Genomic DNA, 15,768 nt, shown 5'->3' on the forward strand with positions numbered 1-15,768 from the left:
GTATTATAAAACTTTTTTTTCAAATCGGTTAATATCTGTATCGGCCCCTATCACAATGAGGATGTCGCCTACGCGAATCTGTTCATCAGCCTGTGGGGATACAATAATATCTTTTTCCCTTTTAATCGCCACAATGTTAATTCCGAATTGTGCACGTATATCCAAATCGATCAAAGAGTTTCCACTAAGTTGTTCATTCGCCACGATCTCCACAATCGAATGTTCATCTGATAACTCCAGATAATCCAGCACATTATTTGAGATGATATTATGTGCAATCCTTCTTCCCATATCCCTCTCCGGATGAACGACTTGATTAGCCCCTATCTTTCGGAGTACTTTTTCATGATAGTCGTTTTGCGCTTTCACTGTGATTTTCTTCACACCGATCTCCTTTAACATTAATGTCGTCAGGATACTCGACTGAATATCGTCACCAATTGCGACAATCACATGATCAAAATTGCGGATCCCAAGGCTTTTCAAGACTGATTCATCAGTAGAGTCCGCCACTACCGCATGTGATGCAATGGAAGAGAACTCATTCACCTTGTCTTCATCCTGGTCGATGGCCATAACTTCCATACCTTGATCTGTCAATGATCTCACGATACTGCCGCCAAACCGACCCAATCCAATTACTACAAACTCTTTTTTCACCATGTATCCCCCCGTACTCTCTATAGCTTTTATTTTAGCATAAAAAAAAGGAGAAAATGAATTTTCTCCCTTTCCTATACATTATTTCATTGAACACCACTGTTACTTGTTCCCTTTTACATAATCGGCATCGAATAAGAAGAGTCTCATTAAAAGATACAGAGACGGAATCAACAACAACAGACCTGCAATAAAAACGATGACAAGCGCCATTCCCATCGTTGGATTCGTGACACTTGTTTCAATCGTGACAAAAGGCTTCAAGATGTAAGGCAAATGGGACGCTCCATACCCGAAAAAAGCAAAGAAGAATTGCAACATCACAAGAGTGAACGCCAGTCCGAAATGTTTTCTTCTATAAATGAAAAGTGATGCACCAAGGAAGCATAGGAGAGATAGTCCGAACATCCACCAAATATCAATGGCGCTCGTAAAATGCTCAGGATTATGTTCTCTCAAAGACACAAACACAAGCAAACTTGCTAATATTGTCGGAGGACTCCAGAATAGAGAAAATTTTCTCAGCTCTTCCCTTGAATCCAGATCCCCTGCGCGATTGGCATAATAAGTGAGAAATGTCGCACTGATGAATAGGACCGATACAATCGACAGGACCACAACGCTCCATGAATATGGGCTCGTAAATAATTCCCGGGCTAGGAACACAACCTTATCACCATGTTCCTCCAAAAAACCACCTTCTGAAATGGTCAACGCTGTCGACAAAGAGGCAGGAATCAATAATCCTGTTGCCCCATATAGAAACAAGTAAACAATATTGTCTTTTGAACCATAGTTTCCGAACGCATAAAAGCTCCCCCTGATGGCAAGCAAGATGATGGCGATACTACCCGGTAGCAATAATGCTGTCCCATAATAATAGGCCGCATCAGGAAAAAAACCGACTAGCCCAACAAAGAAGAAGACAAAAAAGACATTTGTAACTTCCCATACAGGGGAAAGATAACGACTGATCAACACATTCAAAGTATGCTCTTTCCCCTTTATTCTTCCGTAAAAAGCAAAGAAACCTGCTCCGAAATCGATCGAAGCCACTATTAAATAACCATAAAGAAAAATCCACAAGACGGTAATCCCCACGATTTCCAAACTCATACCCATTCCTCCCTCTTTACAAAATCTAAACGATCGTCCCCTTCACAGGAAAGAGACTAGCAATCTACTTAGCTGGCTTTTCTGGGAAAGCGCTGTTCAAGTTCAGCTTCTGCAGGCTTATTTCTGAACATTTTAATCAACACAACCACACAGAGAATGCCGAGAATTATATATAATCCAACAAAAAGAGCAAACGTCAAGCCCACTCCATCTGCTTTCGTCGCTGCCTCAGCCACCTTCATATAACCCCTTAATATCCAAGGCTGACGGCCGACCTCAGCATAAATCCAGCCAAATTCAATGGCCAGCATCGCGAGTGGCCCACTGGCTACAATCCCCCATAACAAAGGCTTATTCCACTCATTTCGTTTTTTCCACTTCCAAAACACGATAAATGCCGCAGCAATGAAGATACTGTAAAACCCAATCGAAACCATCAGGTCAAATAAATAGTGAACCCATAATGGCGGGCGCTCGTCTTCAGGAAATTCATTCAAACCGATGACCTCTGTATCAAATGAGCTGCCTGCGAGGAAACTTAGAAATCCAGGTAATCGAATCTCATTATGAACTTCATTTTGTTCATCCAGTGTTCCAAATACAATCAGATCGGCATTCTTTTCAGACTCGAAATGCCACTCTGCCGCAGCAAGTTTCTCGGGCTGATATTCAGCCAGGAATTTCGCTGACAAATCTCCTGCCAGTGCAGAACCAAATGCAAAGATCAGACCGGATACCATTGTTAAACGAAGAGCTTTTTTATGATAGTCTCCTCCTTTTTTACGGAGGATCGCAAATGCAGTAATAGCACCCAGTATAAGAGCAGATGTCAAATAAGCCGTCGTTAAGACGTGAAACACTTTTGTAGGTGTAGCCGGATTTAACATCGCTGCTATCGGATCGATATTGATGGCTTTTCCATCTTTCAACTCAAATCCCTGCGGCGTATTCATGAACGCGTTAACCGTCGTTATAAACAGAGCAGATGCCGAAGAGCCGATCATAACAGGGATCGTCAACAGCCAATGAATCCACTTATTCTTGAACCTGTCCCATGTATAAAGATAAATTCCCAAAAAGATTGCCTCGAAGAAAAACGCAAAGGTTTCCATGAATAAAGGCAGGGCAATCACCTGTCCCGCCACCTGCATAAAGGATGGCCATAACATGGACAATTGCAGCCCAATCGCAGTACCGGTCACGACCCCCACCGCCACAGTAATCGTAAATCCCCTTGCCCATCTTCGTGCAAGCAATAAATAATGAGGATCATTCCGTTTAATCCCCATGAACTCGGCTATGGAAATCATAACTGGAACCCCCACACCGATTGTCGCAAAAATAATATGGAACGCGAGCGTTGTCGAAGTAAGCATCCTGCTTAACATTACACTATCCAACACCATTCAATACTCCCCCTACCGAATTACTCATTATCGTAAACATCTTCTTACTACTGTTTATCACTTAACGTTCATTATAAAACCTAGGGTAGAGTTTGTGAAGTATTGAACATGAATATTATGTGACGTTTTTCACAAGGTTGGGCTATTTCGTTTGAATTTGATTGTTGGGTTGTGGAAGTGAGTAGACTCTTCCTTTCCCTGTACCTTCTGAAGCAAGTTTCATGGTATTGAGGAGTTTATAAGCAACCCTGGAGGATTCGACACCCAAGAACTCTCTGGCTCTTTTGTTTGTTATTGTAGGGTTCACAAGGAGTAAGTAATCAAATATCGCCTGTTGGTGAGCAACCTTATCAAAGATACCACAAGCAGTACAGTACCAGGACCTCATTTGACGAACCATATTGAATCTATTACATTGAGAGCACCTCACACCAGGAATTATCTCATCATGTTCTTCTTTGAACGCAGAGTATGGTAAATGTTCCTTCATAAGGGCATTGGAAATCTTTTTAAGTTCTTTTTGTATTAGAACAGATTTAGAGCGGGAATAGCTTTCTTGAATAGAAAGATATTTTGCGACGAGGTTTTCAACTTTAATTGCTTTATCAACCGTTTTTCTATGTCGATTAGAGGAAGTTAATAGAGAAGTGGAATTTGTAAAAACAACCAAGTAGTCAAGTGGAAGAAGAGGGAGTTTTTTCTTTTGAAACCAATGGGACAGGTGGAGCATATTTCGATTCGCTTGTGAAATGGGATTGGGAAATCCTGTGACTTCGCCTTTGTACGTCCGGGAAAATTGATCAAATTCTGATCCGAATTCCATGGTCCCTGCAATATTTTTTATTTCTAAGACTAAAATAAATGTTTTGGTGAGAATTAAGGTATCGATTTGAAAGAAAGTCTTGCCTATAGGGATACACAAATCATTTAGGATGAGCATTTGAGGGTGATCTATCGTACTTAATTGTCTGTCTGCTTTACATTCTCCATGATAACCTGCCCATGCTTTAAGTAAACTCTCTTCAATTTTAGACCTAATCCTTGATTGTGGGGGGAGCCTTCTTAATAATGCTTCATAATAGAGGATAATTAGTGGGATTTCCCTTACTTTTATGATCAAATCATCATTCCTTTCAGTTTTGGTTATAATACTATTCTACTTCTTCCATTGGATCACCTTTATTTTTGGAAAAAAATAGTGTTTTATTTTTTATCGACCTTTAAAGAGATTTATCAACCGTTGTGCTGATATATCGACCGAAAATCATTTTTATCAACCGTTTTTTCAATTTATCAACCTAATTTTCATAATACCGACCATTCTACAAAATCCGACAAACCTAACTCACTCCTCTCCCCCAATAAAAAACAAAAACCCCACACCAAAGCGCGGGGTTTCTCCATTCCAAACTCACATGGCTTCCAACATCCTGAACTGTGATTTCACCAGCTCGAAATAATCACCTTGCTGTTCCATTAGCTCATCGTGGTTTCCGGACTCTTTGATTCTTCCATTTTCAAGGACAAAGATGTTATCGGAATCACGGATGGTGGATAGACGATGGGCAATGATGATCGCGGTACGTCCGTTCAGCAATTTCTTCAAAGCATTTTGGATTTTGACTTCTGTTTCTGTATCGATGGAAGCTGTCGCTTCATCGAGGATGATGATCCTCGGGTTCGCCAAAAGGGCACGAGCAAAGGACAATAATTGTCTTTCACCGACGGATAACACATTACCCCGTTCTTCGACTTCCGTTTCAAATCCATTAGAAAGCTTTTGGATGAATTCGTTGGCACCGATTGCTTCTGCTGCCTTCATAACTTCTTCATCGGATGCATCCGGGCGTCCGAAGCGGATATTATCCATGATGGTTCCCGAGAAGATGAATGTATCCTGCAGTACGATGCTGATTTGATTTCTCAAACTGGAAACCGACGCATCTCTTAAATCTACTCCATCAATCTTCACCACTCCGTTGGTCGGATCGTAAAATCGACTGATCAGATTGGCGATCGTCGTCTTACCTGATCCGGTATGACCAACTAATGCGACAGTCTGGCCAGCTTTCATTTCAAGATTGATATCACGCAGAGCTTTTCGTTTATCATCGTAAGAGAATTCCACATTTTCAAACTGAATTCTTCCTTTTATGTCTGTTAGATTCATGGCGTTCGCCTTTTCATTTACAATTGGTTGTTCATCTAGGAACTCGAAGATTCGCTCAGATGAAGCCATTCCGATCAAGAGCTGGTTATATACCTGACCGAGTCTCGAAATCGGCTCCCAGAACATCCCTAAATAGAATGCAAACGAAACAAATTCACCAAGTTCAAGCGATCCATTTTGAATTAAATGGGCACCGAACCATATGAGTACTGCCGTTCCGATTGCGTTCGTCAATTCCACCAGTGGGCGGAACATAGCATTTTTCTTTGTGGCCGATCTCCAGCTATCAAAGTTTTCAGTGTTGATTCCATCAAAGAACGCCATGTTTTCCTTTTCCTGTGTGAATGATTGTGTCACCCGAATTCCCTGGATGCTTTCATTCAAATGGGAGTTTAGCTTCGATTGCTTGAGTCTCACCATCTGCCAAGATCTCCGGATATTCTTTCGCAGGCTTGTCGATATGAAGAACATGATCGGCAAAATGACCATGACGGCCAGTGTCAACTCAGGGCTTAGTGTAAAGAGTATCACGATGATCCCAATAAGAAGGATGATGTCCATCAAGAGGTTGATGACCCCATTTGTGAACAATTCTTGCAGGGAATTGATGTCATTCATGATCCGTACCAGGATCGAGCCTGCTGAGCGCTGATCAAAGAAACGGTGGGAAAGCCACTGGACATGGCTGAACAAATGTTTTCGAAGGTCATAAATGACCCCTTGGCCCAATTGGTTCATCCATCTTATCCGAAGGACATTGGCTACATAATTCAGAATGTACAGCCCCGCAATGATCCCCACCAGTGTGAATAAGAGATTTCCATCCTTCTGCCGAATCGCTTTATCGAGAGTATATACCCCGATTAAAATCGGGATGATCAGCCGGATGGCTGTTGTAATCAGAACGGTGATGATGGACAAGGGCAGCAGTTTTTTCGAATAGGGTTTTAAATAGGATAATAATCGATAGAGTTGTTCCCAATTGAATGGTTTATCAATCACTTGATCTGTTGAATAATGAAATCTGCTCAGTATATTCTTATTCACTTTGTTTTTCTTACTCATGTCCTCTCACCTACCCTTCCTGCGTTTGCAATATTTTTTTCTGATCTTTGTACTGAATGTCGTAGATTCGCTGATACGGTCCATTGTTTTTCATTAAGTAATCGTGAACCCCTCTTTCAACGACTTTCCCGTTTTCAAGGACGAGAATTTCATCTGCATGCTTAAGAGATGAAATCCGATGTGCAATGATGAAGGTGGTTCGATCGAACATGACCTCCTTCAATGCTTTCTGAATCCTGAATTCTGTTTCCATATCAACTGCGCTTGTTGCATCATCCAGTATCAGGATCGATGGGTCTGTGCAGATGGCCCTTGCTATGGCAATCCGTTGTTTCTGACCTCCCGAAAGACCTAAGCCCCTTTCTCCGAGTCTTGTATCATAGCCGTCCGGCAATTCTGAAATGAATTCATGTGCCTGTGCCCGTTTGGCAGCTTCGATGATTTCCTCCATGGACGCTTCCGGGCGACCATAGGAAATATTCGCTTTAATGGTGGACGAGAATAAGAATGATTCCTGCAGGACGAATCCAATATTTTGACGGAGGGATTTTAAAGAGTAATTTTTCACGTCTTTTCCATCAATCAGGATGTCACCTTTTTCCGGTTCATAGAAACGGGTGATGAGCTGGGTGATGCTGGTTTTCCCCGATCCGGTACCCCCGATGAGACCGATGACTTTACCCGGTTCCACTTTAAAGGAAATGTCCTCAAGAGCAGCTTCGTCATGTACGGTGTAATTCAGTGAAACATGCTTGAACTCCACTTCCCCTTTCATTCGATCGACGTGAAGGACGTTATCATGATCTTTAATTTTTTCATCGACTTCAAGAATTTCTAATAATCTTTCTCCAGATGCTTTGGATTGGGAGAATAGGTTGATTGTGAAGCCAAGATTCATGATCGGCCAGATGATATACCATACAAGGCTGTAAAATGCGACAAGCTCTCCGGGTTGAAGGTTGTTATTCATGACGAGGTAACCTCCGTAAGCGAGGAGTGTGACTACACTCACATTCCCTAAGAACTCCATCAATGGGAAGTATTTTGCCCAAATGTCAGAGGTGAACAGGTATTTATCTTTATAATCACCGTTGGAGCGATTGAACTTATTGATTTGAAAATCTTCACGAGACAAGGATTTAACCGTATTAATTCCGGAGATATTTTCCTGAACATTCGTGTTCAATTTACCGAAGGACTTCCTGATACCCCGGAAGGCAGGGTGGACAGCCTTATCGAATTTGTACACGGCAATGGCAAGGAATGGCAAGGAAACCAATGTGACAAATGTTAACGACGGAGAATAATAGAACATGACCCCAAAGCTGACCGTCACCAACATGAAGAAGCGGAGCAGTTCTGAGAAACCAAATGATAAGAAGAAACGGAAGGCTTCTACGTCCGCCGTCAAACGAGACATCAGATCCCCTGTTTTGGCATTATCATAGTAACTGAACGGAAGAAACTGGAGCTTCTCATATAGTTCGTTTCTCAGTCGGTACACAGAGGTTATACCGAATAGATCTCCATTATATTGTTGAATGAATGTTGCGACTCCTTTCACTGCCATGATGCCGATGAACCCAAAAGCTAAGTACGGGATCCACTCATATTTCCCTTGCAAGATGACATCGTCGATTGTAACCTGCAGGATCATCGGATATACCACTGTGATACCGGTTACAAATATTAAAAAAATCATTGAAATGATAAAATGCCTTTTATACGGCCAATAAAAGGCTTTCAATTTTTTAAATGTATCCATAATTCCTCTCCCCTCCATATTCCATAAAAAAACAATGTACTACTAAATATATCGACTTTCGAAATATTTATCTACCCTTTTTTTAGAATTTTTCACTTTTTACGAATTCTCCCTCAAGTCTCATTGTTCATATTTATTTTAAAAATGAACCCACCTAAAAAGATCGGTCTTTTGACCGATCTCTTTTCCAAATTTGGTTTGAATGAGCATTCTCCTTTGACATACCCTATGTAGTTTTGTGTATACTAGAGTGGTCATTATTTAATAGGAAAGGATGTTTTGATTTGGGTTACAGACTTGGTCTTACGGCTTTAGGTGATCGACTTTCCAACTTTAATTGGAGCGGTCTTTTAGTAACGATTGGAATAGGTGCATTGCAAATCTTAGCGATTTGGATTGCTTTTATTATTGTTAAAGGTGCAGCAAACAAAGTAATTGAAAGGATTTTTGACAAGTATCGAAAGAGAAATGATGTATCTGATGGTCGCGCGCAGACATTACAAAGTCTTTCTAAAAATATTATCGGCTATATACTGATATTCGTTTTCTTCGTAACGATCATGCAAATCTTCGGTATCCAGGTAACTGCGATTCTGGCCGGAGCCGGAATCGTCGGACTAGCCGTCGGATTTGGTGCCCAAGGATTGGTAAGCGACGTGGTTACCGGATTTTTCATTCTACTTGAAAAGCAAGTTGACGTGGGTGACTATGTATCGACCGGCAACTTCTCCGGAATCGTCGAAGAGGTCGGCTTGAGAACGACTCATATCCGCGGATTTGACGGGACCCTTCATTATGTACCGAACAGGGAAATTACAAGTGTCAGCAATCATTCCCGTGGAAATATGAGAGCACTTGTCGATATTGGAATATCCTATGATGATGACATTGATAAGGCGATGGTCGTTCTACAGCAGGTATGCGATTCTATTGCCAAAGAAGATGAAAACATTGTTGAAGGTCCCAATGTACTGGGAGTTCAGACGCTCGGATCCTCCGATGTGGTTCTTAGAGTATTATGTAAAACGAAGAATATGGAGCAATGGGGAGTGGAAAGGAAGCTTCGTAAGTCATTAAAAGAGGCACTCGATCAAAATGGAATCGAAATTCCTTATCCTCACCAGGTCTACATTGAAAAGAAAGAAAGCTAAAGACTAAAAAAGAGAAGGCCGCCGCCTTCTCTTTTTTAGTTATCTTTTCTCTTCTTTGCTTCCAGTAGGCGTTTGATTCGATCATCACTCTCTTTTGATCCTTCCTCCTGCTTGTTCTTCTCTTTTTTCACTTTCTTTACGGGTGCCTTTGATTCACCGACAGCATGTAATGATGGTTTAGTGTCCGCTTTTTTCCGCTCGATGTTCTGTCGATCCCGTTTCACTTTTCTGCCTAGTTGTTCTACACTTGTTTTTTCTTTAACGGTAGGTGAAGTCCTTTTCGGTTTAACCATCTTCCATATAGTTCTAAAAGAGCCTGTCCCGAATCGTCTAATAAATATTTCACTAAAGAAAAGCAGAAATCCTGCCATGACAAGCATGGACTGTATGGACAGTTCTTTGTTTGTGTGGGTATGAAGGTCCCTGAAAGCGTCTTTCGGTGAAGATGCTTTCCTTCCACCGGTCTCTTTCACGATTGTATTCAGGGATCCGTCTCCCCCCCTGAAGCTGTATTCTTTTGAATATGGGACGGAAAAGCCTGTCTGGTACGAGTTCCCAGCAGTATCTCCTCTGTTGGAAATATTCATATTGTATAGTCCGGGAGACAGGTGGTCTTCAAATTCGACTTCATAATCTCCCGGTGATGTGATTCTGGTTGTCGCAGGAATCGGATTTCCATCCTCGGATAAGACCGTCACTTCAAGTGGTGATACGCTCCCGTCAGAAGATGATAACTTTAATCTGGTATTTCCGTTACTTTCATTCACATCGATGGTGAAAGGATTGGAGTGAATTTCAGGAAAGGAGCGGCTAACGAGATTATTCACGAACACCGGCCATCCTTGCCACCTGGCAAAATCCCCCGTCCATTTACCACTCGTGTCAGAAGTAAAGGCAAAAGACCTCCCTAGCCCGTATCTCCAAGTAGCCAGGATCGGATCTTTCTTCCCACTCTCCATTTCCATTTGGGCCGTACCTTTCAGGGAGGTGCCAATATAAGCATTCATTTTGGGGATCCCTCCCGCAAATAGCGTTGACCACTTCGAAGATACAATAGAAGGATAAAATGGTTGATCTTCAATATAGGTTCTGGTCGTAATCACGGTCTCCCTTGTTAATATGCTCGGAATCACACTGGCATCGACGACATCATAAAACCTCCCTTTCCCCCACTCGGACAAGTCGTTCAAGAGTGCCCTGTCCGCCCCTTCACCGATCGAAACAGTGGATAAAGTGATATGTTTATCATGGCCATCTTCCACCAAGGTCTGGTAATTCCCGGTAGTGGCTGATTGCCCGTCGGTCAAAAGGACGATGTGCTTTCTCTTTAACGGAAGACTTTCTAGACTTTCGTAGGCTTGCTGTAAGGAGCTGAAGATCTCCGTTCCTCCCCCTGAAGAGATGGAGCGAATCTGTTCTTCTACTTTTTTTCGATCGGTCAGGGGTTTCGTTTTGACGATTTCCCATGGCCGGTCATCAAATGCAATGACTCCCAGCGTATCTTTGTCTCTTAGAAGAGAAACCGTTCTTGCGGCAGCTTCCTTTGCAAGGGCGATTTTCTCCCCATCCATACTGCCCGATCGATCCAAAACGATCACCAGTCCAAGTGACGGTAATTCCTTCTTACCTTTCACATCCATATCTACAGGGAGCAATCGTTCAATCGGTGTTTTAAAGTATCCACCAAGGGCAAAGCTGTCACTACCGCCAAACATAATGAATCCTCTTCCGAATTCTTTCACGCTTTTTTCCATAAGAAGCATTTTGTCTTCTGGTATGCTTGTGGCCGCTACATTATCAAACAGAATACTCTGATATTGCAAATAGGAAGTCAGTTTACCCGGCAATTGTTCAGGCTTATAGATATCCACCGTAACACCTTGTGAATGTAAGATCGGAATTAATGGGCTATCACCGGCTTCATTTTCTACGAGCATCACTTTGGCGGCACCCTCTGAACGGGACAGATGGTAGAGTGAATTGTTTTCAGGACTTTCATCTCCTTTTGAAAACACCTCTGCCTTGTACACTAATAAGCCGGTCTCACCGACTATATGCTTGAACTGAAATTCATTGTCCCCTTCCTGCACACGTAGATTTTCTTTTATGATCGTTCGATCATTCAGTGTTATGCGCATGTCAATCTCTTTTTGAGTGGTGCTGTACGTATTGACCGTGATGGTTGTTTCTTCACCTTCATATTGAACGGAGGGGGTAGAGAGATTCAGTACGGCCACGTCTTCTTGCGTATCGGATGCGAGAGGGGACCAGTCCACTTCGATGCCTTTTCCTTTCAGTAATGGGATCGCCTCCTCCCCTGAGCCCATTGTTTCTTTACCGTCTGTCAAGGCGACAATCCTCCCCCCCTCCGGAAGAAGACTTGAGGCATATTCCAGCCCTTCCTGGAGGTTTGTATGACCTACATTGATTTCACTTCTAAATCGATCCAAATCATTCTGCTCATCTGAAAGGGTCTGTTCAACTTCAGCATTTTCTCCAAATGCAATAATCCCATAATGATCCTGTACTTTTTTTGAATGAGTGCTCTGATTGATCATTTCAAGGACTTGATCCTCCTGATTCGAGACAGAAGCTGATCGATCCACTAAAAAGAGGACCGACTTATCCTTTACTGGCAGAATGATGAACGGATTGGCAAGGGCCAGTATCACAAGGCTCATGGCACTCCCTCTTAATAAAAGAATGATTTTACCATCCTTTCTGGCAAAACCCTGTTTAGCATAGAGGAAGAGGACGAAACCAAGGGGAACCAGGAACCATAACCAAAGAATTTCATTAAATTCGATTCCCACGTCTATAAACCTCCCACTCTATAAAAAACACAATGATCGCCAACAACAGAAACCATGAAGACAGAACTTGGGGCACAGTTTTTTCTTCCTTTTCTCTTTTTCTCTCTGAAGATTCTAGTGTAAAGGATTCTCCTCCAAGCTGCTTTTCCCTGTCGTCAAGTACTACACTGAAATACTTCATTACATCCCCCTGGACTGCTTGATATACCCCGGGATTCAAAGGAGCTTTAAAGACATCCCCATCACCGGATTCTTTTATATACTCATCTCCACTTGAATAGATATCCCATTTCCCGCCGGGGACAGTTCTTTCCTCGCCAGGCTGAAAATACCCTATAAATCCTTGATCTTCTGATAAGTACTGATAGACATTATGAAGAAAAATCGGAAATCCGGGATGTAGTGGAAAGTCCGTATCGTTCAGTCGCATGTTCACAAGGACATTCTTTATGCCTTCTCGTTCCCCTTTTTGAATCAGCGGTATGGAATCACTCATTGCGAGTGTTTCCAACCCTTCCATTTCAATCGAACCCGCCTTTTCCACATATACTTTTTCCAAGTCAACATGCTTTAACAGGGGGTCACCTTCTTTCACGTCGATTCCGGATGTAAGTCCCGCCAATTGTACAGAAGATCCAGGAATGATCATGGCAGGGTTTTTGACCGATAACTCTTTCCACTTATCATTTGTCGTAACGAGAATTCCGTCACCTTTTTTCAATTGATTTCCTGAAATGGTCTTCACCTCGACGCCAAGTGATTGAAATCCTTTTAATAGGAAAGGATTTAATTCACCTATTACCGAGATGGCTGGCTTTGAAGTGGCTTGGATACTGGATAGGACGTTATCAACCTTGAAATCATCCTGGAAAGTTATTTCGGCCTTATATACTGGACTTTCCGGTAATTCAGGCAGGGGAATTACCTCTTCTTTCCCTGCACCGATTTCAAGTCGCTTGGATGAGACTATTTTATTAGCAGCGTAGATGGTGATCTTCCCTGATTGCATGTCTTTGCTTTGATTTTCAATGACAGCGACTCCTTGATAGAGGGACCCCACTTTCTCCACCCCGAAGCTTGTAAGGGAAACGTTCTTGGAATTCTTTAGGAGATTGTGCACCTGAACCGGAGTCGTGATTTTTTCTTCTGTAAAATTGGCTTTTCTTACCGAGTCAGAGTAGATGTGGATAATGGACTCGGAACCTTTCCCAAGTGCTTGAGCGAGGTGAAACGCTTTCTGCATATCTTCATGATCATTGGATAATGGAATATCTTGCAGTTGCTTGATCACAACTTGGTCATTCATCTCTTCTGAAAGAATAGTGGATACCGAACTCCCCACCGCAAGAAGGGTTATATCTCCATCTGCATCGCTTATCAATGATTGAATGTCTTTTTTCGCTAACTCAAAGTGCGATTGTTCATTCATGGTGGCATTCATGGAAGCAGAGGTATCCAATAGTATGATCGTATGATCTGTTTCTCCCATTTCACCCAGTGTATATGGTTTTACGAGGGCTAGCATCAATAAGAGGAGAATCAGCACCTGCATAAAAAGAAGTAAATTTTTCTGTAATCGATGAAACCATGGCGATGCCTGCCATTCTTTCATCACCTCTTCCCATAATAGGCTAGAGGACACAAGCTGATCTTGATAACGTTTTCGGAAGAAATACATCAATATGACTGCTATTATAAAAGCAGATAAGAAAAAAAAGATTGGATTTCCTATTCCCATGCAATCACCTCAGCGGATCCATCCATTTTCTTTAAACTCTTTAAAAAACACCTCATTCAATGGCGGAAGGCTGTTGGTTCGCAGATAGCCAAATCCCCATTTCCGGCATAATGATTCGATCTGTTTGTTATGTTCCAGCAACCGTTCCTGGTACTTTCCAACCAGCTGGCGATTCAATGATACATTCACTTCCTGATGGTTTTCGCTATCGATTAATTTCACATCACCTTTATACGCTGGTGCAACCTCCTCCTCATCCAGCAATTGAATGAAGTAGGTCATTTCCTTTTTTATCGAACGCCTCCTAAGGGCATCCTCGATCACAGAAATGGGTTCCAAGCCGTCAGAGATGATGAAGGATACTCCGCTTTTTGTCCGGTCACCTTTTGCCATTTCATCAAAAAATAATGTGTTGTCCAACACTTCCCTTTTTGGTGATAGCTCTTGAATATCAAACAGGATGCCTTTTGCGTCCCGTGCGCCTTTTTTGGTGAAAGTCTTTTGAACCCCGATGCAATGCAAGGTGAGACGGTCATCATTTGATAAAGCAAGAAAGGCAATTGCTCCTGCCAATTCTCTCGCTCTCTTCCACTTCTCATCCCCGGACAACATGGAGTTCGTGCAGTCAAGAAAAATATGAACCTTTAATTCCCTTTCATCTAGATACCTTTTTATATACACTTTTTCCGTTCTGGCATATACATTCCAATCGATTTGCCTGACATCGTCACCAATCTCATACATTTGATAATCAGAGAATTCCAGGGAACTGCCTTGGAATGTTGCCATGCGCGATCCCTTATGATGCCCTATCCTCATTCGACTACCGCTGATCTTATGCCTTTTTAACTGGGCTAAAAACTGGGAGTTCCAAAAGGATTTCACTGATGCTCACCCTTTTGTATGTAATCAATTAATTCACAGATGAGGTCATCAATCTTTACATTCATGGCTTCTCCTTCGAAATTAAGGATGATCCGGTGCCTCAATACAAGAGGTGCCACTTTTTTAATGTCTCCTATGGACACATGATATCTCCCTTGTGTTAAAGCTCTGGCTTTTGCCATCAGTATGACATTTTGAAGACCTCTTGGCCCGCTCCCAAAGTCCACATATTCTTTGATGTTCCCGGTTGTCTTCTCACCATCTGGGTGGGTTGCGTCTATGAGATCGATGGCAAAATCAATCATTTCTTCTGTCGCCATGATTTCTTTTACGAGTCCCTGGATCTTCAATAGCTCCGTTTGACTTACCTTTTTCTCAAGAAAAATTTCCTCTGTTCCAGTGGTGCGCATAATGATTTGCTTCAACTCAGCTCTAGAGGGATAAGAAACGAGTACTTTACTCATAAAACGGTCTACCTGGGCTTCTGGGAGGGGATACGTTCCCTCTAGATCGATGGGGTTTTGTGTGGCGAGGACAAAAAACGGCTTCTCTAAAGTCATGGTTTCTCCTACTACCGTAACTGTATGCTCAGCCATCGCTTCAAGCAGGGCACTTTGGGTTTTGGGCGTTGAACGGTTGATTTCATCCGCCAATACCAGATGATGAAATAAGGGCCCTTCATGAAATTCAAATGGGCTTTCTTGATCCCTTTCCTTCTTCATGACCATTGTCCCGGTAATGTCAGTCGGCATTAGATCCGGGGTAAATTGTATTCTGGAAAAACTAAGGTCCATCACTTCCGAAAGGGTGCGCACCAGCATCGTTTTCCCTACTCCGGGCAGACCTTCCAAGAGTGTATGGCCCCCTGCCAGGATGGTCCAAAGCACCCCATCTACAATGTCTACCTGACCTACGATGAACCGCTGTACTTCCTCCTTCACCTCTTTTATTTTCATGGCAGCTTCCTTAAACTGCTGTTCCTTTTCTTCGATATTCATC

At 42.4% G+C, this 15,768-nt stretch carries 11 protein-coding genes; 1 reads left to right on the forward strand and 10 read right to left on the reverse strand.

Annotated elements, in window-relative coordinates:
- Window positions 1-3: 3 nt before the first annotated feature.
- From ACIGG7_RS11555 to ACIGG7_RS11580, 6 genes are all read right to left on the reverse strand, one after another.
- Complete coding sequence (locus ACIGG7_RS11555) at window positions 4-660, reverse strand: potassium channel family protein (protein ID WP_224941692.1); 657 nt, start codon at window positions 658-660, stop codon at window positions 4-6.
- 102 nt (window positions 661-762) lie between these two features.
- On the reverse strand, window positions 763-1,776 hold the full coding sequence (locus ACIGG7_RS11560; RefSeq protein WP_397549832.1) for a cytochrome d ubiquinol oxidase subunit II: 1,014 nt from the start codon (window positions 1,774-1,776) through the stop codon (window positions 763-765).
- A gap of 68 nt (window positions 1,777-1,844) precedes the next feature.
- Window positions 1,845-3,182: a cytochrome ubiquinol oxidase subunit I gene (locus tag ACIGG7_RS11565; protein WP_397549833.1), complete on the reverse strand. Its 1,338-nt coding sequence runs from the start codon at window positions 3,180-3,182 to the stop codon at window positions 1,845-1,847.
- A gap of 142 nt (window positions 3,183-3,324) precedes the next feature.
- Complete coding sequence (locus tag ACIGG7_RS11570) at window positions 3,325-4,302, reverse strand: nuclease-related domain-containing protein (protein WP_397549834.1); 978 nt, start codon at window positions 4,300-4,302, stop codon at window positions 3,325-3,327.
- 291 nt (window positions 4,303-4,593) lie between these two features.
- The gene (locus ACIGG7_RS11575) at window positions 4,594-6,417 is read right to left on the reverse strand and encodes an ABC transporter ATP-binding protein (protein ID WP_397549835.1); all 1,824 of its coding nucleotides are present in this window, start codon (window positions 6,415-6,417) and stop codon (window positions 4,594-4,596) included.
- A gap of 10 nt (window positions 6,418-6,427) precedes the next feature.
- Window positions 6,428-8,182, reverse strand: a complete 1,755-nt coding sequence (locus ACIGG7_RS11580) for an ABC transporter ATP-binding protein (RefSeq protein WP_397549836.1) — start codon at window positions 8,180-8,182, stop codon at window positions 6,428-6,430.
- Between the two features lie 284 nt (window positions 8,183-8,466).
- On the opposite strand from ACIGG7_RS11580, the gene ACIGG7_RS11585 reads away from it, so the two are divergent.
- Window positions 8,467-9,333 carry a mechanosensitive ion channel family protein gene (locus tag ACIGG7_RS11585; protein ID WP_397549837.1) on the forward strand — a complete coding sequence of 289 codons (867 nt, stop codon included), beginning with the start codon at window positions 8,467-8,469 and terminating at the stop codon, window positions 9,331-9,333.
- A 35-nt stretch (window positions 9,334-9,368) separates the two neighbouring features.
- Here ACIGG7_RS11585 and ACIGG7_RS11590 read toward each other — a convergent pair whose 3' ends face one another.
- From ACIGG7_RS11590 to ACIGG7_RS11605, 4 genes are all read right to left on the reverse strand, one after another.
- Window positions 9,369-12,146 (reverse strand): VWA domain-containing protein, encoded by a 2,778-nt coding sequence (locus tag ACIGG7_RS11590; protein ID WP_397549838.1) that lies wholly within the window; start codon window positions 12,144-12,146, stop codon window positions 9,369-9,371.
- Window positions 12,130-13,884, reverse strand: coding sequence for a vWA domain-containing protein (locus ACIGG7_RS11595; RefSeq protein ID WP_397549839.1), 1,755 nt, complete (start codon window positions 13,882-13,884; stop codon window positions 12,130-12,132). Before ACIGG7_RS11595 ends, ACIGG7_RS11590 begins: the two co-directional genes overlap by 17 nt.
- Before the next feature lie 9 nt (window positions 13,885-13,893).
- Entirely contained in the window at window positions 13,894-14,673 is a 780-nt protein-coding gene (locus ACIGG7_RS11600) for a DUF58 domain-containing protein (protein WP_224941406.1), read from the reverse strand.
- A 92-nt stretch (window positions 14,674-14,765) separates the two neighbouring features.
- A complete protein-coding gene (locus tag ACIGG7_RS11605) occupies window positions 14,766-15,767 on the reverse strand; it encodes an AAA family ATPase (RefSeq protein ID WP_224941407.1) in 1,002 nt (333 codons plus the stop codon).
- Between the last annotated feature and the right edge of the window lies 1 nt (window position 15,768).

Origin of the sequence: Rossellomorea sp. NPDC077527, from assembly GCF_044542955.1 — a bacterium.
Classification (GTDB): domain Bacteria; phylum Bacillota; class Bacilli; order Bacillales; family Bacillaceae_B; genus Rossellomorea; species Rossellomorea aquimaris_E.